At 35.0% G+C, this 26,175-nt stretch carries 23 protein-coding genes; 12 read left to right on the top strand and 11 right to left on the bottom strand.

Annotated features, from left to right (window positions below; all coding sequences use genetic code 11):
- Positions 1–4: 4 nt before the first annotated feature.
- The 11 genes from IAG46_RS06855 to IAG46_RS06810 all read right to left on the bottom strand — a co-directional run bounded on the left by IAG46_RS06855 (position 5) and on the right by IAG46_RS06810 (position 9,487).
- Positions 5–595, bottom strand: a complete 591-nt coding sequence (locus IAG46_RS06855; protein WP_190809555.1) for an RNA polymerase sigma-70 factor — start codon at positions 593–595, stop codon at positions 5–7.
- 169 nt (positions 596–764) lie between these two features.
- Complete coding sequence (locus tag IAG46_RS17735; RefSeq protein ID WP_255512506.1) at positions 765–899, bottom strand: hypothetical protein; 135 nt, start codon at positions 897–899, stop codon at positions 765–767.
- 167 nt (positions 900–1,066) lie between these two features.
- On the bottom strand, positions 1,067–1,408 hold the full coding sequence (locus IAG46_RS06850) for a hypothetical protein (protein WP_190809554.1): 342 nt from the start codon (positions 1,406–1,408) through the stop codon (positions 1,067–1,069).
- 169 nt (positions 1,409–1,577) lie between these two features.
- Positions 1,578–2,198, bottom strand: coding sequence for a DUF1963 domain-containing protein (locus tag IAG46_RS06845; protein WP_190809553.1), 621 nt, complete (start codon positions 2,196–2,198; stop codon positions 1,578–1,580).
- Between the two features lie 80 nt (positions 2,199–2,278).
- Positions 2,279–2,614 carry a hypothetical protein gene (locus IAG46_RS06840; RefSeq protein WP_190809552.1) on the bottom strand — a complete coding sequence of 112 codons (336 nt, stop codon included), beginning with the start codon at positions 2,612–2,614 and terminating at the stop codon, positions 2,279–2,281.
- 282 nt (positions 2,615–2,896) lie between these two features.
- Entirely contained in the window at positions 2,897–3,181 is a 285-nt protein-coding gene (locus tag IAG46_RS06835) for a DUF2188 domain-containing protein (RefSeq protein WP_190809551.1), read from the bottom strand.
- A 57-nt stretch (positions 3,182–3,238) separates the two neighbouring features.
- Positions 3,239–3,484, bottom strand: a complete 246-nt coding sequence (locus tag IAG46_RS06830) for a GIY-YIG nuclease family protein (protein WP_190809550.1) — start codon at positions 3,482–3,484, stop codon at positions 3,239–3,241.
- Positions 3,485–3,776: 292 nt separating this feature from the next.
- Complete coding sequence (locus IAG46_RS06825; protein ID WP_190809549.1) at positions 3,777–4,691, bottom strand: hypothetical protein; 915 nt, start codon at positions 4,689–4,691, stop codon at positions 3,777–3,779.
- On the bottom strand, positions 4,688–5,857 hold the full coding sequence (locus IAG46_RS06820; RefSeq protein ID WP_190809548.1) for an AAA family ATPase: 1,170 nt from the start codon (positions 5,855–5,857) through the stop codon (positions 4,688–4,690). The genes IAG46_RS06825 and IAG46_RS06820 overlap by 4 nt, the downstream gene beginning before the upstream one ends.
- A gap of 50 nt (positions 5,858–5,907) precedes the next feature.
- Complete coding sequence (locus tag IAG46_RS06815; RefSeq protein WP_190809547.1) at positions 5,908–7,710, bottom strand: amidohydrolase family protein; 1,803 nt, start codon at positions 7,708–7,710, stop codon at positions 5,908–5,910.
- A 91-nt stretch (positions 7,711–7,801) separates the two neighbouring features.
- Positions 7,802–9,487, bottom strand: a complete 1,686-nt coding sequence (locus IAG46_RS06810) for a hypothetical protein (RefSeq protein WP_190809546.1) — start codon at positions 9,485–9,487, stop codon at positions 7,802–7,804.
- A 407-nt stretch (positions 9,488–9,894) separates the two neighbouring features.
- Between IAG46_RS06810 and IAG46_RS06805 the strand changes: the two genes are divergently transcribed.
- The 12 genes from IAG46_RS06805 to IAG46_RS06750 all read left to right on the top strand — a co-directional run bounded on the left by IAG46_RS06805 (position 9,895) and on the right by IAG46_RS06750 (position 26,175).
- Entirely contained in the window at positions 9,895–11,298 is a 1,404-nt protein-coding gene (locus IAG46_RS06805) for a hypothetical protein (RefSeq protein WP_190809545.1), read from the top strand.
- A 10-nt stretch (positions 11,299–11,308) separates the two neighbouring features.
- Positions 11,309–12,763, top strand: a complete 1,455-nt coding sequence (locus IAG46_RS06800) for a hypothetical protein (RefSeq protein ID WP_190809544.1) — start codon at positions 11,309–11,311, stop codon at positions 12,761–12,763.
- Between the two features lie 553 nt (positions 12,764–13,316).
- The gene (locus IAG46_RS06795) at positions 13,317–13,889 is read left to right on the top strand and encodes a hypothetical protein (RefSeq protein ID WP_190809543.1); all 573 of its coding nucleotides are present in this window, start codon (positions 13,317–13,319) and stop codon (positions 13,887–13,889) included.
- 22 nt (positions 13,890–13,911) lie between these two features.
- Entirely contained in the window at positions 13,912–15,684 is a 1,773-nt protein-coding gene (locus IAG46_RS06790; RefSeq protein WP_223826599.1) for a histidine kinase dimerization/phosphoacceptor domain -containing protein, read from the top strand.
- A 14-nt stretch (positions 15,685–15,698) separates the two neighbouring features.
- Positions 15,699–16,469 (top strand): LytTR family DNA-binding domain-containing protein, encoded by a 771-nt coding sequence (locus IAG46_RS06785; RefSeq protein ID WP_190809542.1) that lies wholly within the window; start codon positions 15,699–15,701, stop codon positions 16,467–16,469.
- A 173-nt stretch (positions 16,470–16,642) separates the two neighbouring features.
- Positions 16,643–17,359: a hypothetical protein gene (locus IAG46_RS06780; RefSeq protein WP_190809541.1), complete on the top strand. Its 717-nt coding sequence runs from the start codon at positions 16,643–16,645 to the stop codon at positions 17,357–17,359.
- Between the two features lie 85 nt (positions 17,360–17,444).
- On the top strand, positions 17,445–18,263 hold the full coding sequence (locus IAG46_RS06775) for a hypothetical protein (RefSeq protein ID WP_190809540.1): 819 nt from the start codon (positions 17,445–17,447) through the stop codon (positions 18,261–18,263).
- Positions 18,264–18,345: 82 nt separating this feature from the next.
- Positions 18,346–18,600 (top strand): hypothetical protein, encoded by a 255-nt coding sequence (locus IAG46_RS06770; protein WP_190809539.1) that lies wholly within the window; start codon positions 18,346–18,348, stop codon positions 18,598–18,600.
- A 47-nt stretch (positions 18,601–18,647) separates the two neighbouring features.
- Positions 18,648–19,301 (top strand): hypothetical protein, encoded by a 654-nt coding sequence (locus IAG46_RS06765; protein WP_190809538.1) that lies wholly within the window; start codon positions 18,648–18,650, stop codon positions 19,299–19,301.
- A gap of 1,177 nt (positions 19,302–20,478) precedes the next feature.
- Entirely contained in the window at positions 20,479–21,588 is a 1,110-nt protein-coding gene (locus IAG46_RS06760) for a DNA cytosine methyltransferase (protein ID WP_223826598.1), read from the top strand.
- Positions 21,555–24,542, top strand: coding sequence for an ATP-binding protein (locus tag IAG46_RS06755; RefSeq protein ID WP_190809537.1), 2,988 nt, complete (start codon positions 21,555–21,557; stop codon positions 24,540–24,542). Before IAG46_RS06760 ends, IAG46_RS06755 begins: the two co-directional genes overlap by 34 nt.
- On the top strand, positions 24,535–26,175 hold the full coding sequence (locus tag IAG46_RS06750; protein WP_190809536.1) for a response regulator receiver domain: 1,641 nt from the start codon (positions 24,535–24,537) through the stop codon (positions 26,173–26,175). Before IAG46_RS06755 ends, IAG46_RS06750 begins: the two co-directional genes overlap by 8 nt.

Below are 26,175 nucleotides of genomic sequence, written 5' to 3'. Positions count from 1 at the left end.
GAAATTAAAAGAGGGTGAGGAAAATAAAGAAGGAAGTTAACGTGGACTGGGCCAGTCTTAAATTTTGCCGAATGGATTTTAAGGCGATGGACATCTGGTTTTCCACAGATCGTTTTGAAATGCCCAAACGCTTTGCAATTTCTTCATTGCTGGCTGCTTCCATTCTGCTGAGCCTAAATATCTGTTGGCATCTGGGAGGTAATTCTGTCAACGACTTTTCTATAATGAATTGGGTCTGGTCTAGGTTATGCTGATTTTCAACATTGGATTCCGTGGGGAGTTCCAATGCTTCTATAGCTTGAAGATGGGTGGTCTTAAGTTTATGGTCGCGCAAATACTTAAAGCAACCATTGGTGACAGATCTAAAAATATAGGCTTCGAAATTTTTGATGGTGCTATGTTCTCTTTTTTGCCACAAATTCAGCCAAATTTCCTGTACAATATCCTTGGCTACATCCTCATCAAGAACTATGGATTTGGCATTGATGAACATAGGTTCCCAAAAAAGTTCAAATAGCTTTTTAAAAGCTTTTTTATTGCCCTTTTTGAATTCCGCTAAGAGTAGTTTGTTAGTTTTTGGTTTTGTAACTGACATTTCAATCTAATGCTTCATTAAATGAAATTTTCATATGATAAATGTATAAAAAATGTCAGTATCACCGAAAAATGACAAAAAACCTAACCGATTAATAAGGATAATTTAATGTGAGTATCTGAAATAATCTAGTGCTTAAAAAGTAAGGGGGACTGTCTTGATCTATTGATTACAAAAGCACTTCCCTGTTAATGACTCCCATTATAAAAAAAATAGTAACGGAGAGTATGAAACAGCAGATAGCCGCGGTCACATTAGAAGGAATGGAAAACTCTTTTTTGAGGTTGTACGCTATTGTTTTCATGGGGAATTTCTTTGGGGCAAAGTTTTGAAAACCTCATGTTTTGACATAAATCATTCGATAAAAGCAAAAATGGTATAGATAAATGGTAGATGTGGTTGTTTTGGTCGGAAAATGAGGTTTTTCAGCTATTTTTTTGGTGAAGGAGAGAGTTGAATTAAATCTAGTTACTAGTTTGTTGAATCAGATTTGACTTTACAATTTAAACTTTGCTCCCTCACCCCATCCAAAAACTCTGCCTCTTCATGCGGAATCATTTGGGCCGCCATTTCCAAAACAGATAAGATGCTCACATCCGGTTCCACAATGTCTGTATGATTTCCAGAATTTTCATTGTCCAGGGCCAAAATACAAACATGGAGCAGCGACTCCAACTTAAAAAGCAGATCACGATAGCCTTTAAACTTCAGGTGAGTGGCACTAAAATCTCTTTTCTGGGGCGTTAACGAACCAAAATAAGCTTGCAAAGGGAGGTCTAGGTTTTCTAGGTCTAATGTTTTGTCTTTTTCCATGGGAAATGATTTGGGTTTGAAATCAAAGGAAAAGGAAAAAATCGAGAAATCTGCGGACGATAATCCGCCACAAAATAGAATTCAGTTTTTCAGATAGTTTTTGTATTTAGTTACTTGTGGTTGTCGCTAGTTTTAACTAGCGAGAGGAGGTTGTAAGCACAGGAAACTGCTAAGACCCTGCTCCAGCAAAGACAAAATCACTGCTGTCTAAACGGCCTAGTTTTAATGCTGCCCTAGAACATGCCACGTAAATGAATCCATCGTAATAAGATAGCTGAAGAAGTTGAACTGGATTATCTATGGTATTTAGGTCCTGACCATAAACCTCCCAGTCAATGCCCGACCCCATAAAATCGGTTGGTTCACCGAAAAGCCTGTCCGATTGATCTCTGACGTGTTCAAGATATGGGCTTACCTTATCTATCCTGTCATATAAATCTTGTGATAATTCCACTAATCCATCATACTCGTTTTCTTCCCTTACCAAGTAATAAGCACTAGAATAGTCCCATGCCTTTTCCTTAAAAGTTGCATTGTTGATAGTTTTGAGAAATTCAGGTTTTGGCCTTTGGCTTAAACCTTCACTTGATGTTCTGTAAAAAACCTGCCCTTCCAATGCATCATCACTGATAAAGACCCAAATCATTCCAGAACCGGGAAGATAATCGTGCCAATCATATTTTTTTATCTCATCAAGGTTAATTTGACATAGAAACTGAAGTTTAGGTGGCCATTCAATATCTTCCGGTAAGTCAGGTAAACCACCTTGCTTCGACGGGCCTACATTCAATACAGAAGCATTTTTATCTTTAAGGACAATAGTATACTCACATTCATCCTCAAGATGCTGTGTGACAGCATAAAGTGCTTCTAATCGATTGTTTTTTTTGTTCTTCGGGGCCTTACGCTTTTTTTTTGATGTTTTGCTATTTTTTTAAATTCAGCAGCAAGGTCATTTAACGGTTCTACTTCTTCATTATTTTCATCCATACATGGGGCACTGACAAGGTCATCTAATTCAGGAAAGATCGGCACTACTTTTTGATCATATGCTTCCTGAAGTGCTTCAATGTTATTATAATTTGCTGTAAAGGTAGGTTCAACGTCAGCATCGAAAGATTCATATATTGCTAGACTATAAGGCTGAGCAGTCATTTTAATACAGAAATCCTCTCCACCACGGAAAAATCTTTGAAATAGTTCCATAAAAAAAGATTAAGTTTCAACTAAAATTTGGGGTTTTAATTGTATGATTTGTAGCTAAAAGTACACAAAAAAAGTTTTCTTAGTTTAAAAGCCAATAAAAATTTCCGCATGCTGCCGCAAGATTGCATCTTGTGGTAAAACAAATAGCTTCTTACGTTTTACCTGAATAGCTTTTGTATTTTTTTGTTTACTATTAAACCACTGGACATAGTCTAGCGGTGGCGGAGAGACTTTGGCGGAAGTCTATGCTTGAATCGAGATTCAACTTAACATACGCTAGTTTTAATCGTCATAACTAATTCGCTCCCGAATACCTCCACTTGCTCTATGAATTATAACGTCTGCCTTATATTTTTTGGCCAGACTTTTGGCTTTGCGAATCGCCGTACTCTGTTTGCGATGTTTGCTGGTCACACGTTTGTTACCTTCACGGCGTAAGGCCCAACCTTCTTCAAATGGGACTACATGTTGGTGCCAAGTGCGGCCTCTTTTGTTGCCCTCCTTGCTATTAATAAAAGCCTCGATGAGGTCGATAAGAATGCGTAACCAAGATTTTCCTGTGGACATGGGAATTAGTAATGATTTCGAAGATAATGGTAATCAACGAAAGAGCAGTGTTGAATTTTAAATCAAACGTTTGTTACGGAATGCGATTCCAGAACCCGATTTTAGATAGCGCTCATAATCATACGTTTTTTGTTTATGGATAAAGTAGGAAACATGCACCAGTTCAATGGGCAGTTTATCCATAGTAAAGTGAACTTGACCTTTGGAATGGGCACTGATGCGTTGACTCAGATTTCCAGAAAAACCGGTATAATATTGTCCGTTGGAACATTTTAAAATGTAGACTGCGTAGGGAAGTTTCATAAGATTTGGGTATAAAGTGGATAGCGTCCACCGGAGCTTCCCTGATAGGGACACAAAATTTATAAACCAGAAAGATATAAGATTTAATGAAAAAGCTCCCCTTCGCATAAGGCTTCGGGGAGCGTAGGTGGAGCCGGAGGGACTAGAACTAATGTCTCAAAATGCTAATAAATAAGGGCTTTTCAACCGCTCAAGAATTTAAGCTCACCGAATAGGTGACTTTTGGGTAATATTTCATCTAAACGCCCTACTCGATTTCACATATAGCCAAATGTTTTTGTATCTTATTACTCTAGTTGTTTACTATCGAATTATAGGCAGCCATGACTATATTTCTTATACCCGTCGACAAAAAAGGAAGTACAATTTTTTCAAAATTCCCAGAACTTTCTACTATATACTTTCGTAAAAGAGTATGTGTAGATTCTTTATTGTTGGAAAAATTTATAAGAGCAAATAGCTGGAGCTCAATCGAGTTTATAAGATCATCCTCAGTAAATGAATCCTCCTCGTCAAACATTACGAAGGCACTTTCTATTGACATTTTAAATTGATTAATTACGTTTTCTACTCTTTCTAAACGTAACTCTTGTCTATTTAACGAACAAATACTTATTGTGCTTTCCCCTCTTCCAATATCATCATTTCCTTTAATTCTTATGCCATCTCCATTTGGATCTAACTCAAATTCAAAATAATCAGATGGGTTATCTACTTCTGGATGAAGCAAATATGGAGATTCTTCCCTAAGAGGAGTATTATTCGCTTTATTTTTATCTAAATCTAAATTGTTATCTGGTAAAAAAGACGGATTGTTTACTCTTTGACCAAGAATTGGAAATTGATTATGCTTACCACCATCTCTATTACACTTTACGCAGGCAGGCAATAAATTAGTCCACTCATAACATAACCAATAATAACCCTCATGATTTCCATCGTCATCTACTCCCTTTTTAGGCCTGTAATGTTCTACATCGGCTTTACATAATCTTTCGCAATACCCACATTTGTTGAAATAGCTTAGAGCGAGTTGATCCTCAACCTTAGACCGCTTTTCTTCAGCCGTACTATAAGAATCTCGGTATATAGAATCCTTTATTCTATTTTTTAATTTGTTCCGAGCAATATTTAACAATTCAAGATATGTTGCTTGACTTTTTAACTTGGCTGTTTGATGTTCTGTCGGTTTTATTATGAATCTCATGATCTTTTCTTTTTAAATCTTTCGATTAAGTCATGTTCCTTTTGATCCGTCATAAAACCCTCTATTTTGCCTTTCAATTGATCTGAGAATTTTAGTTCATCATAAGTGCTTTCGGTTCTAACCATACTTCCTTGTTCTCTAAAATCATTTGTGATGTTTTCCATTCCAAAAATGGGAGAAGTCAATATCGTGTTGGGTAGCAACTCTTCCAAATAAATTTTGTCATCGACTCTAGTAATAGAAATACCGCTTTGGACATTTCTATCAACTCTCAATACAACACTATTTTTTGGCGCTCCCAGAAGAGGGATTGGGCTATGGGTAGATGCTATGAACTGTATTTTAGGGAAATGTTTGGTTAAAATACCAGGCAGCTTTTTTTGCCACTTAGGATGAAAATGTAAATCTAATTCATCGATAATAACTAGCCCTTCAAGTTTTGAAGGATTATTAATGTTGAGTTGAGTTCTGAATAACCTTAAAATCATATCACCAATCATTGCTATAAGACTTCTATACCCAGATGCCAATTCTTCAGAAGTTACCTTTTCGTATAAAATATTATCATGATCTTTTTCAATATATTGGACCTTATCAGATTCATAGTCGACTATAATGTCATCTAGTTCCAATATGTCTACAAGTAGTTCTTTGATGTATTCATATTTTTCCTGAGAATCTTTATGCTTTTCTTTTGCATGCCACCGTGTGAACTGAAATTCAATATTTTCTAAGTAAGCTCTTGAATCATATAAACTTTTGCTAATGCCAAAAGAATCATTTGATTTTAAGCTACTTTCTGTATATGTATCCAATCTAGATGAACCATAACATGCCAGATATGGAAATCTACCATTACTATTGTTAGCGTAGTTCAAATTTGACCCTGAGACTTCATATTTTCGATTACTGCCATGTAATTTCGTTTTTATAGATGTATTATTTCTATTACTGAAAAACTTAAAAGTATGTTCTTCAAGTCCAATCAGACTTGATGCTATAGCCTGCAAGACGGAGGTTTTCCCAAATCCATTTTCTCCAGTTAGGAATATCCACGGAGCCCCCTTTGGCAAATTAGAAATTGCTATATCTTGTATTCCCTTGAAATTATAAAAGCTCAAATCTTTTATACTGTATTTTGGAATACTCTTTTTTGTAAGTGCCATACTCCGCAGGTTTTAAATAGTTTCTAACTTCAATATTATATTATAATTATCTATGTTGTTAATTTCAAAAAATTTCTTGGATTTTCTTTAGCGATTAAATGAAATTCTTCATCTGAGAGCAGGGCATCGCTAGATACAAATAAATCTTTCTCAGAATTATGATTTCGAACAACGTAAAAGTCAGTTCCAAATAGAACTCGATGCTTTAATTGCCCATATCTAGATTTCAAAGTTTCCTTCAAAAGCGGAAAAATTTCTGCATCATGAAGGATATAACTGATATCCGCATAAACATTAGGATACCGCATCATCATACTACTTATTATACTATACCAGTCCACATACTTCCACATTTGAGCAAGACGGTTGTAGTCGATATCCTTTGTTGCTGGTAAAAATTTAATGAAATCAATTCCAAACCCAGGTTGCTTAATTATTTGCTGACTATACCCATAACTATCCTTTTCCAGATATTTTTTCCATTGGTCTTCACCACCATAATGTGCTAAACATATTTTTAGATTTCTTAAATTATGCTTTAATGGCGTTTTTGAATCAGTATAACCAAAGATTTTCTTTAAATCAATATCGTTATACTTTTCAATTAAAACCCTTAAGAAAGGCTCCTCTATAAGACATAAGAAATTCATCGGATGCGTAAAATTTATTTGGAATTCAATATTTTTTACCTGGGGCAACAAAAGTTGGGCATCAGTGTCCTCATCTTTAAAAACCCAATGCTCATCCCATTCTCTTTTTTTATTACCTCTATAGAAGATAGTACCCTTAATGCAATGGCTCATAATCGGTATTTCGTTATCTGCGGCATATTTCCAAAGAGGAAGTAATTCCTTTTCAAATGGATAATATCCTATTGCGGGATAGATCTTAAAACCGCTAAACTTGTGCTCTTCAATAAAGGTTTTTACCAAGCTTTTTTCTAAATTAATTTGTCCATCAACATACGAATAGTTGAATAGGTCTGATTTTGAAAATGAATTGGTCTTACCGTTTTTCATATCATCTCGAATTCTTCTGGGGTCGATAAAGACAAAGGGGTGAATTTTAACTCCCTGGCGTTTATAGGTATCGGAGGTTTTAATTTTCTCCAACTCCATAAGTTGACTTTGATAAGATTCCTTACAATTTCCAGCTTTCATGTATTTCATGTCCATTGGAAGCAATATGAAACCAGAACCTTTTGGGTACTGGTCTTTCATCTTCGAAAAGATATTTGTTTGTTTTTTATATACGGCAAACTTGGCTATCAGCAAATACCTGTCTATCAATTTTGTACTTTCTTTGCCAGGAATAAGTTTAAAAAACTTTAAAACCTTTTTGAAAACAAAGAAGATGAGATTTCTACCAGACTTAATAAATAGTAAAACGAATAGAACAATAACTATCCGAGTTAAAATGGGGAGATTCACAGGGAAAATGCTGTATTTTACAAGTACAACCCTTAAGGCCTCTATTGCAACGCCAATCGATGTTCCCTTGGTACCTGTATCACCTGTTAGTCTTATAATCCAATCATATAAATAATAAAATGCCAACAGCACCAGCCAAACACTAAATAGCCAATGGAGCACCTTTAGTACAGGATTTCTGGTAACTGCTGCCGATAAATAGTAAAGGAATCTACGTAAACTACGATGCCAATTTTGATAATAAAGGTTTTTGAAACTTCTAAAGAATTTATAGATTCCGATAATCATATCTAGGTGTGCTAAATAATATAAAGGAAAAGGCATGAATTTTTTAGCCAAAAGAGGAGGCACATGTTTTGAGGTAAAAACATGTGAATGGGCATTGATTATTGGTAATTTTTCTATTGGTTGTTTAATTGGCATGGTAATATTATTTAGATTTTAATCATTTGTAAAGCCATAACAGTATAATCAAAAAACGGTCAGTTTATATAGGTTTTGAATCTGTTTAATTCTAGTTAGGTTCCGAGGTTGTTTTCGGTTTAAAACGATTTACAAAAGATGTTAGATTGGTTGCATAACCAACTAATATTTGTGGAAAAATAGCATCGGTAGGGGTATGGTATGCTGCACCAACTCGAGCGTAAACCCCACCATTAGACTTCTGAGGACTGGTAAGCCAATAAAAATTTGCAGAAAAATTCACCAAATTATGTTTAACCAAAAATAAGTTAGATTCAGCCTCTTCAATAATATCATCTCTAAAATCACGTTCGTTAATATCTAACTGATCGTTTATGTTAAATTCCTCCAAACTAAACATAATATCTGCCCCAAAGTTATCTTGAGGGCGGAACTCAAAATTGATATACGGCCCGTGGGAAATAGAGAGCACTTGACCATTGGTTACAGCATCTTCCGTGCCTGCTTGAGTGTTTGAATAGCGAAAGCCTGATCGATAAAATCCAAGATTATAGCCAAGTGAATAAGTTGAAAACCAGCCCTTAGATTCATAACTCAATATATCTGCACTTAAGGTTCCATTAAGATTGTTTTTTCTCAATAAATCGAAATGCGAAACCATATCGGTATCTGAAAAACTTATGAATCGATTTTCATTTTCAAAACTATTATTCAATGCGACATTAATTGTAAGCCTAAATTGTTTTATGGCTGTTAACTTTGACCAGTTACCCAGATTCAATGGCATTAAAAGGCTTGCCTGTGCATTAATAAGTGAGTTGCTGTTATCCGTATTGAATCCCATCAAATCAGAATGGACTACACCAGTAAAAAAGTCGAAGAAACGACGTTGAGTTACCTTAAATGTATTTGGTTCGTTTTCACCATTGGCTACTCTGAACTTTTGGTTGGCTATTGAAAAGCCAAAGTTTCCTTGGTTCTTTTCTCCTACGTTTATATAATCAAATACATCATTTACATGAACTTCAATCTCCTCTCCATTATTAGCTTCTCCAGTTAAAATGTATTTAACTCTTACTAATTTGCTCGCATTATCATAATAATTGAAAGCTCGTAAGGGAATACTGTATTTGTAATTATATAGATTTATAGATTCATAACTATTCGTTTCACATTTAATCTTAGCTTGCAGATAAATTGAAGAAGCTTTGTTATTGAAAAAATGTATTACTGCTTCTTTTAAAATTAGTTCTTCTCCTTCATGACTATGAGTGGTGTCAACATGTTTATAATACTTTCTCTTTTCAAGTTTTGTTGGAGGATTAACCGAAAACCTTGCTGTTTCTTTAAACACAACTATAGCAGCATCTTGATCTTTCTCATTATCTATTGCTTCTGTAGCTTTTTGGGCTTCTGACTTTTCAGCTTCTATAGCGGCATTTATTCGAGTTAACAATTGGTTTAAATATAATTTTTCCTCTGGTTTTACCAAACTGTCTGTCAACGTTGTATCAATCTCATTTGCCACAAAATTTATAATTGCCCTGGACAAGGTCTGTGGAAGAATGCCTCTTGAAAATTCTTGGGTCACATGGCAATTATCTTTTGTACAAAGCTTAAGATTAAAATCTAATTTGGAATGCTTTGATTTTATAGTGTAAACCGAGTCATTAAGTGTAATGTTATCAACGGTTTTAAAGAGATCAGGTTTTTCAACAGTTTGACCAAGTAAAAAAAAAGGTAAAATAAATAAGGTAATAAAAAAAGCTTTTTTCATGACTCAATGGTTAATTATTGTAATTTTTTTGAAGGGAAAGAACTCTTAAGAAATGAGCTTCTTCAAATTACAACATGAATAGGTAATGAGAATAATAATAGATTAAAAATCAATTATTTAGATGAAATGCACTAAGTGTGTAAAAACCCTAAAATATTAAGGATTACCTATAAGAAACGTACATAAAAGTCATAAAAAAACTAAGGTTTTTGTGCAATTCTATTGTATCTCTTATTTGTATATTTATTGGTTTTACTCCCCTCGAACTCAAATTGAATCTAGTGAACTGTTAGTATAATGGATTTGAATTCAATAAAAAGTAATTCAAAAAGCTTAACCAAAAAGATTTGCTTTGATAAAGGATAACTAATTATTTATATATTTAGCAGTAACCAAACCAAAAGACCGTGCTTACAAATACAAATGGAATTCTTGTTTTCATTCTTTACTCGATTGCAATAGTATCAATCGTTTATCTGTTTAGAGGTAAAAACCGAGCTTCTGATGATTTTTTGGTTATGAGCAGAAAACTTGGAACATTTCAAGGGTCTCTTAGTATGGCCGTTTCGTGGATATGGGCACCAGCAATTTTTATATGCTCTTTACAATCATATCAACAGGGTTTGCCGGGAATATTTTGGTTTACCTTACCTAATATCATTTGTTTTTTTGTGTTTATCCCTATTGCTTTAAAGATGAAAAAAGAAATGCCATCGGGATATACGATAAGTCAAGTTTTCAAGTACAAATTTCCTAATACGAAATTACCACATAAGGCCTCTCTGGTTGTTACTTTGGGTTACCAACTAGGAGCTATTGTTATCAACTGTGTAGCTGGTGCTACCTTAATAAGCCTTTTGGCGGGGATTCCGTACAGTTATGGTGTTGTTATGATGGCGACTGTATCCTTGGTTTATTCGTTGATTTCAGGATTGCGAGCAAGTGTTATATCTGACATGATACAAATGATAATGATACTGGGAATAGGATTTTTTTTGATTCCCTGGGTTGTTATTGAGGCTGGTGGGTTTGAAGCAATTACAAATGGAATAGGTGGAGTTACTGGACAATTTAATGACTTATTTGATCCAGTTGTAGCATTCTCTTTTGGCATAGCCACAACTATTGGGTTAATATCAGGTCCAGTTGCCGATCAAATGTTTTCTCAAAGAGCACATGCAGCCAAAAAAGGATCTCTTAAAAAGATTTTCATCTATGGGGGGCTTTTATTTGGGATTGTTCCAATTACTTTGTCCCTGTTAGGTTTCGTTGGTGCAAGTGAAGTAATGAATGGTAATATCGAAGTGACGGATCCACAAATGGTTGGCCCGATAGTTATTGACCATTTTCTGCCAAAATGGGGTTTGATTTTATTTGCATTAATGGCATTCTCGGGACTTACTTCTACCTTAGATTCTGCTTTTTGTGCAGTCGGCTCGTTGATTTCGGTTGATTTGAAAGAAAATGCTTTACTCCCTAAATGCGATACAATAACTCTAGCTAGGATTGGTATGGTCTTTTTTGCAGTCGTTGGGGTATCCATAGCCCTCTTACAACCTAAACTATTGTGGGTCTTTTTGATTTATGGAGCGTTAGCTGCTTCAATTTTTTTGCCAACTTTCTTGACTCTTTTTTGGCGCAGGACGACTGCGAAAGCAATATCGTTAGGTATCATAATTGGTTTTTTGGTTGCAACACCTCTTTCCATTTATGCTAATGTTATCGGAAACACTAACCTAATTGTATTATCCGCAATATTAGGGTTAACGTTAAGTGGTTTGATTGTGAGTATAGTGTCGGTAAAAAACTAAAAAAATACTAATGGACATAGTATTTGTTAAAAATAAGAGAGAGCTTTTAAGACTGAACACCTTTCAATTCATACTATGTAATGTTGGTTTAATGGGGATAGTATGGCTCATTCTTTCGATTTTCTATGCAGAGAATGTTTATACCAATATTGAAGAATGGTTTTCTGCATTTTCAAGTAAAGAGCGTATAGTTGGAGTAAAAGATGTATTGTCAATGATTCTTACAATTTTGACCACGACTTCGTTTGTCATACTTATCACAAAGTTTTATCAGGGATACAGAACTCACAGACTTATTGAGTTGAAAAACAGGAATACTTTTAACAATCTTCAGGAATTGATAGAGCAAAAAACTTTTGATGAATTCAAAGGTATCAAGGTTATAAGTGAAAGTGAGATAAATAAACAAATTGAAGAAGGTAAAAAACTAGAAAAATCGATTGATGCCGCTTTGAATGAAAAGCTTATCAATAATTTAAATCTGAACAAGGTAGATTGGACATGGGATTCTAATTACAAGAGTGTTGCCAGCTCACTTTTCAATATTCCAATAGGGTTAAACAATCTGATTATTGAACTCGAGATGGCCGCAGATTCTTTAAAAAGTAGTATTGATACACAGTCCAAAGGAAAAAAAATTAAAATTTTTGTTGCTACAGTTCAACCAAGTATTATAGCCCTCTTGACCAAAATTCTGGAACGTCATAAACTGCACAATACTTTTGAGCTAATTACTAGAACAACCACAGGTCCTCAAACAATTTCAAAGTCCTATACGGAAAAACTGTTAGACTCGGACGGGCCAATAATCTTTATAGCTCCAATTTCAGCATTTTTGATGTATGAAGGAACCAACAAGGACATTAATGGAAAAGAAGTTTTTTACCCTTTTGCCTGTTTATTCAATGAAACACAGAATATTTTAACCGTTGAGGGGCATAAAAGCAGCCCAATTAAGCAAAACAATCTATTCTACTATAACAATTCTACTGCAGAGGAATTGGTGTTGAGAATCAAACAAAAAAAGGACTATAACGCTAGGGAGTATATCAATTTTATTAGTGTAGATAATTATGAAACCTATTTATCACTATTGAAATATGGAAGAAGTCAAGATTCAAAATTGAAAATGTCATATGGAGATTCTATTGTCACGTGGTCCCCACTTACAGATATGTACCGAGGCAAGAATATTAGCGATGGTTATTTTTGGGACAATGGTTTTGCAAAGAGTGAATTGAATTTTTACGATAGTAGCATTTTTCTTTTTATAGACAATACTATTTTTAGTAGTCATACCATGAAAGATGTTTATTTCTGTTTTGCAAGACTAATGCTTTTGGAATTGGAAATTGTAAAAAACACACTTGATAATAAATCCAAAAGTCAAATTAGAAAGGAGTTTAACCTTACAGGACTAGTGAAGAATTATGAGGCTGAGTTCAAAAGAATGATTCAAATCTGATTTTTGTAATTATGCTAAATGAAAATCAATCTCAATTCTTTAGGGGCGTATAAAGACCAGAACTTAAAGCTAGATGTCCCTATATTATGGGCTTTTGAGATGGTGTGAAATTTATGCTCACCGAATAGGCCCCTATTTGCACAATAGCATTGTATTTGCATAAAAAAAGTATTAAACAAATCCAGACAAACCAAATGTATAATATTAAATTATTGAGGTAGAAACACTTACTGGGCTAATTTATATTCCATTGAATTAGATTAGCCAATACCTGAATAGACATCCTCTTAGTAATCTGCTTCTCTTTGCCGCCAAATTTCTACAACTTTTTATGTAGCATAAGCAGAATCACGTACTAAATAGTCAAATATCCATGCATCTTTTATTTTAAGGATAAAAAAATCAAAAATTTAGCATTCAAGAAAATCTTGTTATGTGTAGATAAAATAAATTTCTTTACTTAAATTCAAACAAGTGTAAAAAGGCAACCACATTGCTCAATATTTTAGGATGTTCAATTATATTGATTGGCAATTATTTAAAAACCAGACCAATGTATATTAAAATAAAATTAAAACCGACCAAAATCTATTCCAAGCCCATAATATTTCCAATTTTGTTGCCCGCACTTCAGGAGGCCATGACAGAATGTTATCTTGGTATTGGCACTCCTTACGAACCTATTGCCATTGATAATTTTGTGACCATAGGCAACTATGTTTTCCCAGTTTTAGAACCAGACTCGCATATTACTATTAGCCTTGAGCCCAATAGCGATGATGATAAGGGTATGCTTAAGGACCCCAAATTAGTTTGCTGTATGGTTAAAAATGTAGGCAAGGCATTTACAGACAAGAATTGTAAGCTCCAAGGCTATTGGGATGATATATTTGATTACAAAAAGGAATGGGTACAAAATACCCCTGATGGGACACTTTATATAGCTCCTGACAAAAAAAAGAAATGTAAGATTTCAACAAAGGATGTGCAATTGGATGATAATGTCTCTTATAGTATTATGTTCTCAATGGTTTTGAAGGAGAAAAAAAATAAGCAGCGCAGGTATTACTTTGTTCTAGACCCTTTAGTGAAGATTAGTTCTGGAGGGGGCACAGGTACCCCTTAAGTAGAATCCAAATTAGTATTTCATGAAAGCCCTAGCTGTATCTATGAAAAGGATTTTTATCCTTATAATACAACTTTTTTTTGTCTGCTCATATTCCCAAAGTGTTCAAATAGCCGATAGCCTTAGAAAGCTTATTCAACAAGAAAAGCTCACACTTGAGGAAAAGTCTAGGCTGCTAAGTCTCAGGGCCTACCATCTTCAAGATATTGATTCGTCATTGATCTCTGCTAAACAAGCCTTGGCCATTGCCCAAAAAATCGATAAGCCATTGCTTCAAGCTGCTGCTTGGGAAGAGATTGGTCATATAGAAAGACGTTTGGGTAACAATAGTGTTTCGTTGCAGGCGTCGTTGACAGCGCTTCGCATATACGAATCTTTGGGATTGAGAGAAGAACAGGCTGCTTCATACGGACAATTGGCGAGCAATAGTATTAGTGACGAAGATTTTAACACTGCCATAGGGTACTTGAAAAAGGCCAAGAAAATTTACGATATCTCGGATAAAAATGGGAATCAAATACTAACGGTGCTCAATCTTGGGGAGGCCTTCCGACTGGCGGGAAGGCTCGATAGTGCCGAGGTGTATTTTCAAGAGACCTTAAAGAGAAACAGAGTAATAAAGCATGACATAGTGCAGGGTTATACACTCGGAAACCTAGGAATGGTTTATGCAGCGCAAAATAAATTAGTGCAGGCAAAAAATCATCTAAATGGAGCAATAAAGGTATTGAGGCCAATAAGTGATCCTTATTCGACTTCAGTTTACATTGCAGAACTTGGTAGTATTCATAAGAAGGAATCAAATTGGGAATTAGCAGAAGACAAGCTGTTGGAAGCCCATAATATGGCGATCACTGCGGGACTTAAAGAACAAATACGGGATTTTAGCAAAAATTTGTCTGATTTCTATAAAGAAATGGAGAACCATCAAAAAGCTTTGGAATATCTTGAATTGAATAAGGTATATCATGATAGTTTGCTTAATAAGGAGTCAATTCAAAAAATAGAACAACTCAAGGCAGGTTATGAGATTGATAAAAGAGAAACAGAAATAGGATTACTTAATACTATTAATGCCAACCAAAAAAATACCGTCATCATATTGGTCGTTGGAGTCTTAATATTACTAATGTTGGCGTATTTGCTTTTTAGAAGCAATAGAACCATCAAAAGAACAAATAATGACCTTGCACTTAGAGAACAAGAGAAAGCGTTGCTATTAAAAGAACTAAATCATAGGGTAAAGAATAATCTTCAAATGGTTTCAAGCTTATTAAATCTTCAAAGTCGTGAGCTTAGCGGTCATCCGGCCCAAGAAGCTATCTTGATGGGAAGGAATAGAGTGGAGGCTTTGTCTTTGGTACACAAGAAATTGTATCAAGAAGGTTTGGAAACCCGGATTTTCTTGAAAGACTATATTGAAGAACTTGTGCTGGACCTTTTTCATGGTTATGGCGTGAAATTCAAACCGAGTTTTGATATTATAGATGTAAGTCTTTCAGTAGATACAGTGGTTCCTGTAGCATTGATCATTAATGAAGTTGTAGTCAATTCTTTGAAATATGCTTATAAAGGCGTAGCGAACCCAAACTTGGAGATAAGTGTCAAAAAAGTGAAGAATGAGCTCGAAATAAATATTAGTGATAACGGTGTTGGTTTTTCAACTCAAGATGAGAACAAGGAAAACTCTTTTGGAATAAAACTCATTACATCCTTGATAGAGCAACTGGATGGGAATATAAAGCGATTAACCGATCAAGGGACGCATTGGAAAATGAAACTAAAAGCGGCTTAAATACAGATAAATTCATGGCAAAGGATACGGCATCGGTAAAATTAATAGTTGTAGAGGACGAGATATTACTTGCCAATGATATTGCAAATAGATTACGAGACTGTAATTATGTAATTGCCGGTATAGCAGATACAGCTGATAAGGCTATGAAACTTTTGGCACAAAATCCGGATGTGGACATGATATTGATTGATATTGTGCTAAAAGGGGAACATGATGGTATCGAATTGGCACGAATGATTAACCATAGATACGACCTCCCCTTTCTCTTTCTAACTTCTCATGCAGATAATTATTTGATTGAAAGAGCCAAAAGCGTAAAACCTTATGCTTATTTACTTAAACCGTTCAATGACCGCCAAGTGAGTATTGCCATAGAACTAGCCTTGAAGAACTTTTCCAATAATAGTCCTGAAGAAGACATGTTAGGGAAGCGTGAGTTTTCTTCCAATGAAAACCAAGTCTTGCAGATTAAGGATAGTTTATTTCTAAAAAAGAACCATTATTTTGAACGCGTACCCCTTCAAGAAATTCTTTTTTTGGAAGCAGACAGTAATTATTGCTCAGTACATACTAAATCAGAACGTTTTATGTATTCCGTGGGACTCAATAAAATTGAAGCACAATTACCTGTCGATCGTTTTTTGAGAACCCATAGGAGCTATGTGGTCAATATAAATTCTGTCAAAGGCTTTTCTGGGAACATGCTTTTCGTAGGGGAGAAGAAAGTCCCGGTAAGTAAAGCTCACAAACAAGTTGTTTTCAAGTTGTTTCGAACCATTTAAATCACCTTTTTCCTCTAATCTCCTTTAGATTACTTTATTCATTTTTTTGTTTACATGAGTTTTTGGTCCACTCGCTAATTAAACACTCCCATACACACATCTATTTTTCGTTAGCTCCCATGTTTGGTCAAATTTGATGAGAGATTATTTAAAGTTTCATCAATAAATACAAAATGGAGATAATAAATAAGTACAAATCGATAGATGATTTTACGGGTTCCAAGGGAATGTTCTGTTTTGTTTTTCCAGAATGCCAAGAAATAAAAAATGAAACGCTTCAAGAAGAATTGAAAACAGCAAAATATTATTTGGAAGGGTATTGGACTTTGATAGTCAGAAAACTTGCTGAAGACCAGAAGGCTCAAGACTTTGAATTCTCAGCCAATGCTATTATGGAGGTTGTTGAAAGACTGCCCTTATTGTCAAATTTCAGTTCGAAAGAATTCAACCGTAGAAATGTAAAAGATACTTACCTCATTGCACGTGATTTTTTAAATATCACAATTGATGACCAGGACCCAAAGGAAAAAAGACTGAAGAAGACGATGGCATATTTGATGAATATTGGTTCACAGATAGAAATTAGAGATAAAATTAATCCAGGATATGCTCTCAATATACTCTCTGCAAGCATAGTGCATAATGATCATTCTCTTCAAGCCAAGTTTAAGGTGTCAAAAATAATTTTAAGTAACCTCCAAGATAAAGCGATTGAAAATTATATGTATGCTGGTAGTTGTGGAAATTTCGATTATCATGTTCAATCATTTGAAGCTCTCCTAAACCTACAAAGTCTTTATCAACCTAAAGTAAAGACAGGTTTAGATAGGTTGTTCAAGCCAAAAGATTTAGACCCCATTCGCAATTCTAGAAATTATTTTAATCCGTAGCATAAAAATTTAGCTTGCTATTTCGGCTTTCAGGATACCACAATTACTAATCGATTTTGAATATTAACTCTTTAAATTATATATTATGACAACAAAAGAAGCAGTACAAGACAAACATTTGCAGCATATTGCCAAAGCTGAAAAGGCGATGACCATTTTCGCAGCTGAATCACCTAAAGCGTTAAGTGTTCAAGGGGATAGTAAAAAATTCACAGGCTCTGACGGTCTTTTTTCAATGGTATTTGCAGGTGAAAATTTATTTGATGACCCAAAAATTCAAAAGAAAGTTGATGATGCAAGATATTATCTTCAAGGTTTTGTAAGTCTCGTGACAAATAAATTAATGAAAGGTCAAACAGAACCTTCATTCAACATTCCAGGGACAAAAATTCTCGAAATTGCCCAACATTTACCTCTTTTGGCAAACTTTAAATCTTCCCAAACTTCTAACCATGAAGAGACCACTACTGTGGCGTTTTCAACGAAGTTTCTTCAAATAGCTGTGGGTATGGCAATAGATGACCCAACCGTATTAAAGAAAACCCAAGATTTCTTAACATCACTTGGGGATCAGATAAAAGTCAGTCATGATGTTAAAGCAACAAACTATGCGGTTACTATGTTTTCCTCTGCAATTGAGGTTATCGGAGAAGGTGCCGCAAATACGGTTATTGCCAAATTCAAGATTACTAGTACGTCACTTAATCTTAAGGATGTTAAGACAACGGTAGCAAGTTGTTTTAAGTATGAGAAATTCAAGCTTGATTTTGAAGCGGATACGTTTGTCGCTGCTTTTGATCTAGATGCCCTGAATAATCCTAAGGTAAAAGCTAAAATTGACCAGTTGGTAACTGGAAATTTAGTTGCTCAAGTAGAAGATTCGGAGAATTACTTTAATGTCTAGCAATTAACCTAGATAGGAGTCTTCATTTATTAAATTAGAAATGATGGTGAATGAAGGCTCTTACTATTAAAATTCACATACCATGTCAAAAATCAATATAAAAAATCAATTGCCGGAACCAATTAATGTTTCATACACAGCTAAAGATGGCAATAGTATAAAACAATCAGTAGGTGCTAGAAAAGCAAAAGCGAGTATAAAAGAGCTTAAAGACGATTCGAGTATTAAGGTATCAACTTCAAATAATAATAAGATGATTACCTATGAAACTGGCAATAAAACTTTGGAGGTACGCCAAGAAGGAAGCCCAAATGATTTTGGACTTATTTGGCAATAGTTAATGCAGTGCTATTATAACAATTCAATAACATTTTAGATAAAAAAATGGCAAAAATTATATATTGGAATCTAGAAAATAACAATGCTGATAAAATCCTTAATTCGGTAGCTACAATATTCAACCAAGACTTTGATGTTATGTTTCTTTCAGAGATTACGAGTAAAGGAAAAGGATTAGAGAAGAAGTTGGAGTATGCGGCCAAGCAGTATGGGAAGAATATTTATATTAATATTCTTTTTGTAAGGGGAACAACTTATTTTGGTCATGGGGAAAGTATTGCTGTATTATCCACTGTTGAACTCAAAAATATAAGTGTATTGAATGTTGGTACATCCCAACAGTCCAGGGATATTATCGTGGTAGAATTCTTTGGAGGATTTAAGGTAGCAACTTTTCATCTTTCATGTTCAAATACGGCCCAGAAAACTTCAGAGCGGCAAAATATAATCCAGCGTCTTAAAAATAACGAATTTCAGTGTGCTATAGGCGATTGGAATACCGAGCCCAATGGGCTTCGTTATAGGGGATTGGAAATTCTTCCACCTGATGCAGATACTACATCAAATAAAAAGAAATTGGACTATACTATAATAAATGAAAATTGTCAGGCAAATGGATATACCACTGATGTCCTGAAGTTTTATGGTAGCAGAACGAGCAATCATTTTCCTATTAAGGTTGAAGCCGTTTTGAATTAAATTACTTTTTGTAAAGTGCAGATTATAGATTTATTGTATTAATAATAGGTATTTTCTTATACTTAAAGCTGCTGAGTATTTTTGGGTGTTGTGGAGTTTTTATATACTCCCGAACCTAATTTTGGAATTACATTTACCATTGGTTTCTCAAGGGTATCATTTTTACAGCTCACCGAATAACTCACCAAAATCTGAGAATTCAAATAAACGTACTAAAAAGCTATTGATATCAGATTTTCTATTCAATTGAATTCATTTACAACTAAATAATAAGCGGAAACATTCAACTCTAAGTTTCCATTAAATTTGATGGATTTTACGTTCGTTTAATAGGTGTATAAAGCACGTAGTGTTTGCATTTTTTGTCCTGCTTGCAGGACGAAGAAGGTAAAGCAAGAGGGTAGCGCGCTAAAGCGACGCTACATTTTTTAATTAATTGAAAATCAATTAATTAGTGAATCATTAAAGACACCTTCCAAAAGTTTTTACAGCAAAAACCTTGGGAGGCCCTATAAACACTGAAAAAGTTTGCTGTAAAAAATATTATTTGCTGCAATTTGTTTCTTTTTGGCCCACCTTTTTTTGCGGATTTAATTTGATGTTGTTTGTTGCTATTTGAAGAAGGCTGCGAAAGAGGATTTTGAAAAGGAAATATTAATTGACTCCATAGTAAGTGCGCCCTATTTCGATTTTACTTGACGCTTATCTGCGGGAACACTATAAAATCGAAACAGGATCCATGCGCAAAGTTTAAGGGTAAGATTTGGGGGCTACTCTTTCTATAAAAAAGATTTGCTGTTTGATGGACCTTTAGACCATTTCTGAAAATGACTCCATATTCGAATTAGACTCTTTACATAAAGCGGATTTTGTAAAGAGTTTTATTTTTTTGAGTGAATTTTGCTGGGTCTACCCACAAACCAAAGGGCTTTTTCAGCAGGCATAATGTAAAGGGTTAAAAAAAGACAAGTTCAATATGGCATACAAAGTGAAATTTGTTTGGACGAGTGTCTAGAGGGGTTCCTCCTAAATTAATATTGGTGATTTCAAAGATTCCTTTGGAGATGATGAACAAGTATTAGTCATTACCAATGGGTTTACTGGGTTTAAGGCAAATAACTTTAAAAACATTTCTTTAAATTTGTAAGAGTTTTACCGCTTTAAAAAATAAATCAACTTGACTACCGCAACAAAAAACTACTTAGATATACCTATTTTAAAAGCTGTGGATTTCTTTTGTGGTGCGGGAGGGGTTAGCTGTGGATTCAGAAATGCTGGTATCGAAGTACTTGGTGGAATTGACATAGATTCCAAGTTTGAAAAGACTTTCGAAAATAATAACGACGCTAAATTTTTAAATGAAGATGTCTCGAACCTTGCGTGTGAAAAGTTGAGTGAATTGCTCGCGGTTAAAAGGAACGACGACAATATAATCTTCGTTGGATGCAGTCCTTGCCAGTACTATTCAAATCTTAAATCCGATAAAACAAAGTCTAAAGGAAATAGATTATTGTTAGATGATTTTAAGGAGTTTGTTCTTTACTATCTTCCAGGATTTGTTTTTGTTGAAAATGTTCCTGGTTTGGAAACTAAATCGGGCAGTCCATTGCACAAATTTAAAAAAGCCCTTAGAAAAGAAGGATATGTTTTTGATCAAAAGATATTGAACGCCAAATATTTTGGTGTTCCTCAAAATCGGCGAAGATTTGTTTTAATTGCTAGTAGGGTTACCAAAAATATTTCACTACCTAAACAAATCAGAAAGAAAGAGAATTTAATTACAGTAAAACGTGCCATTGGTAATTACAAAACATTTCCTAAGATTAGCGCAGGCACCCAAGATAATAGTTCATTTTTGCACTCTTCATCAAGGCTTTCAGGACTTAACCTAGAAAGAGTTAAAAACACACCAAAAAATGGGGGTTCCAGAAAAGCATGGGCCAACAATGAAAGACTCCAACTAGAATGTTATAAGAATCATGATGGTCATCATGACGTATATGGCCGTCTATCGTGGGATAAACCGGCACCTACTATTACAACAAGATTTACTTATACTAGCACCGGAAGATACTCTCATCCCGAGCAAAATCGTGCAATTTCTTTACGGGAAGGAGCTACCCTCCAATCATTCCCTTTAGATTATAACTTTTATTCATCCAGCAAGGGTACAATTGCAACTATGATTGGAAACGCAGTGCCTCCAAAACTGGCTGAAGCCATTGGGAACGCACTTAAAGAACATTGGAACAAATGGCAAAATTCAAAGCAAGAGCACGTGCGCTAGATTTACTTGGAAGACAGCAAATAGCTGGAATTCCTACTGCAATCAATGAGTTATTTAAAAATGCCCATGATGCCTATGCCGACAACGTTGAAATAGACTATTTCCGTAAACAAAAACTAATGGTTTTGCGGGATAATGGTTTAGGGATGACGAAGGACGACTTCGAATCGCGATGGCTAACGTTGGGTACTGAAAGTAAATTTGCTAACAAAAAAATTCCTCTACCTCCAGTAGATCCCGGCAAACCAAAACGGCCAATAATGGGCGAAAAGGGAATCGGACGTTTGGCAATTGCTTCTATTGGCAGTCAGGTTCTAATTATTTCAAAAGCTAAGCGTAAGGAGAAAGAACATAAGATCGTAGCTGCCCTGATTAATTGGAATATTTTTGAATTGCCTGGACTCAACTTAGATGACGTTGTTGTTCCCATTCAAGAGTTTGATGATTTACCAACCAGAAAAGAAATTGAACTATTGAAAAAGGAGCTGCTAGACTCCTTAGAAGTATTGGCAAAAAAAGATGACATCACTAAAGCAGATGCCAAGCGGATAATAAGTAATGTTAAAAGTTTCGATGTTTCTCCAAAAGATCTAAATCAAACTCTAATTGGAAATTTTGCCTTTTCAAATGATCAAGGTGGAACACAATTTTATATTGCACCGGTCGATGAAACTTTGAATCATTATATAGATGGTGATAAAAATAATTCTGATGCCACCAAAATTGAAAAGATGTTGGTGGGTTTTACGAATACAATGACACCCGATCATCCAAAGCCGTTAATTGACCTAGAGTTTAGGGACTATAGAAATAATGATGGCACCTATATCGATATTCTAGATAAAGAACAGTTTTTTACCCCTGAGGATTTTGACTTGGCTGACCATCATTTCCAGGGAACCTTTGACGAGTTTGGACAGTTCTCCGGTTCAATCAAAATTTATAGAGAAAAGATGTTCGAACATAAAATTATCTGGAATGGGAACAATTTCAAGCCAACAGAATGCGGAAAGTTCACAATTAATCTGGCATACGTTCAAGGTAGGTTAAAGCAATCTATTATAGATTCTGAAAATTATTCCAGAATAACGGCTAAGGCCGATAAATTCGGAGGAGTTTACATTTACAGAGATAATATTAGGATGTTACCGTACGGAGATTCCGATTATGATTTTATTGACATTGAAAGGAACCGTACAAAAAGTGCATCCTATTACTTTTTTTCATACCGTAGGATGTTTGGAGTAGTAAATATTTCTCGAGCTGATAATTATAAGCTAACGGAGAAAGCTGGTCGGGAAGGGTTCATCGAAAACAAGGCTTATCGACAGCTTCAAGATATTTTGAAAAATTTCTTTATTCAACTTGCTGCCGATTTCTTCAGAGAGGGCAGCAATAGTCCAAAAACGGAATTTTGGGCTCAAAAGAGGACAGAAAGAGAAACTTATTACAAGGCACTAGAAAGACGTGATCAACAAGCTAAAGTTAGAAAAGAGAAGTTCCAAAAGAATTTAAATGCTTTTTTTGAGAATTTGAATTCCAATAGATTTAAATCTGAACTTGATACTTTACTTGAAGCCCAAGAGATGAAATTCGGCTCTATAGCCTCGATAGATGATCCGGAATTGGCAAGTCAGGCATTAATTGATTGTGAGCTTGCGGCTAGAAAGGAAATAGAAGATTATAAGCAAAAAATTAAGGTCCCTCAACCAAAAGGCTTTACTATTTCAAAAGATACGCGTAAGGACTATGAAGCTTACGTGGATGAACTTAAAAAACTGGAGTCCGGGATATTTCTTAAGGCGATTGATGATGTTGACACTTATGTGGACGACTATACGGAAAGACTAAACATCGAAATAAGTAAGAGAAAACGTTTAGAGCAAGCTGTTGATTTTATTTCAATAGAGGCGAAAAGAGCAGCTTCTGGAAAAGAAAAAGAGACGAAAGAAGCGGTTTCAGAAATCACATCTAAAGTCAAAGAGCTTACCAACGAATTGATGATTGAGCTTGATGATCAAATTAGAGATGTTAAGGATAGGTTCAAAACACTCGGTGTCGAATCAAGCGAAGATTTCGATTTAGTGACCGAACGAAGATCCATGGAGGCCGATATTAACCGGGGAAGAGAGCGGGTAACCAGTGTTCTTGAACGCATTATCAAACAACTGCAAGGTATTTATTGGGATAAGGACTCCAACCACGATGTTATCACAAGTGATGAGATTGCGGATGCAATGGCAGAAGAACTAGATGAGTTGAAAGAACGTATTCATGCAGATATTGAGTTGAGTCAGTTAGGACTGGCAGTCGGTGTGATACATCATGAGTTTAATAGCACTACTAAGTCAATTCGTCATAGTATAAAAGACCTAAAAGCATGGGCAGATGTGAACGAAAACCTTGAAAGTGTCTACAATAATATCAAAATTAACTTTGAACATCTCGATGGATATTTAAATTTGTTTACCCCTTTAAATAGAAGGCTCAATCGAAAACGCGAGGATATTTCGGCCTTGGAAATAAAAACATTTCTGATTGATCTTTTTAAACCAAGGTTCGAAAGGCATAATATCCAGTTTAAACATACCAAAGGATTTGCTAAAAAGAAAATAAACGGATTCCGCTCAACTTTTTATCCTGTTTTTGTTAACGTGGTAGATAACGCCATACATTGGCTTAATCAAACTGCTTCAGATGAAAAAATAATACGACTCCATGGCGATGATAGCGGAATTTACATATCTAATGATGGCCCTGAGGTTACTCCACAAGATAAGAAGCGAATATTTGAATTAGGCTTTACTAGAAAGAGTAATGGTAGGGGTATGGGTCTTCATATAAGTAGGGAGGTGCTGAATGCCGAGAATTATAATATTTATTTGGATACTTCCCGTAAGGGTTCGACTGTTACCTTCAAAATTGAACAAAATAAACAAGTTGATAATGAGTAGCACCTTCTTTGAATCCTCCAAGGAAATCGCCAATGATTTTTTACAAAGTATTGTTTTTATTGACGACAGAGCTTTTTTAAATGAGGATCCAAATCATCATGAGTTCGATGCGCAGCAGATTACACGAATTTTTGCAAATAGTAAAAAGGTATGTGCAGTATATAACCCTGAGAGTTTGGAGGACATCAACAATTTAGCCTTATTGGCTAAAAAGACTGACATTACGGTTTTAGATTGGCAGATAAATATTGCTGAAGAGGAAGTTAAAGTTGAAAACGAAGAAGAAGATGCTGACAATGATGATCCCAGAGGGCCACATACCAGAAAAATTATTAGAGGAATATTATCAGACCCCTTGACCGGAAAGGGTAGTCTTAAGCTGATAGTTATATATACAGGAGAATTAGATTTACCGGGTATTACGGATGAAATATTCAATGATTTACAAGCCTTAGAGATTCAGGGTCTCCAAAAGGGGGATTGCTGTGTATTTACTACTAATATAAAAATATTAGTAGCAGCAAAACCTGCTAGTAATGACGGAAGTGGTAAACCAAAATTCAAACATAATCCAGAATTGAATAGTAAGGTCATTAATTACGATGAGTTGCCTGACTTTATCCTCACACAATTCACGGAACTAACTTCTGGATTATTAACCAATTTTGTCTTGCAATCGTTGACGGCAATACGAAATAACACTTTTAGATTGATCAAGCTTTATAAAAAAGAGCTGGACCCTTCATTTCTTTCACATAGACTTCTTCTGACCAATCCAGAAGATTCTAAGGAGCAGGTTATAGAAATTCTATCACATTCCATTCAAGCCATATTGAATTATAATGAAACTGGTGAGGCCGTTTCATCATCCAACATATTTGAATGGATTGACACCAAAAAATTCGAAGAAAAACTCGAAATTATAAAGGATAAGAAATTAGTCATAAGTGGAGACTTTATAAAGGATTGGATTACCACTAACTTTGTCGAAGCTTGTAAAAAACAATGGGTAGCTAATGGTTTCAGCGATGAACAACATGCTCCTATAGGTAAGTTTGTTAAAAGAGAGAGAGAACTATATAAAACGGCTTCTGAATTTTTCATAGGACAACCAGCTGATGATATCGATTCTGAATTTTCAATACTTACGCATCACAAGAGTAATCTAAAACAACCGTCATCATTACCGCGTTTAACATTGGGAACCTTGGTAAAGCAACTTCCTCTAGAAAAAGATCAAGAGGAACGTTTCTTTCTATGTATTCAAGCGCGTTGTGATAGCGTCCGGTTAGGAGAACTTAGGAAATTCCTGTTCCTTCCCCTTGAAAAAGTTGATAGAGACTCCAAGTTCCATTTTGTAACTGAGGATAATTCCGAGTTTATTCGATTAAACATTGTAAAAGATGCTTTCGAGTTAAGAACAATTAAATTTCAGCCGTCTGAAAAAAATCAAGTTGTTCAAGCTGAAGAGTCCAAAAGTCAATTTTATTTCAAGTCAAATCACGATGAACATTTTCAATGGTTAGCAGATTTAAAAGATGCCCATGCTCAAAGAGAAGCCAATAATTTTGCTGCAAAAATTTCTAGAGTAGGTTTAGATGAGTCTGAATGGTTAAGACGATGGGGTAATTAA

This window comes from Flagellimonas sp. S3867, assembly GCF_014698935.1.
GTDB lineage: Bacteria > Bacteroidota > Bacteroidia > Flavobacteriales > Flavobacteriaceae > Flagellimonas.
The sequence above is the reverse complement of the archived record's forward strand: the minus strand, read 5'-3'. Positions and strand labels throughout refer to the sequence as shown.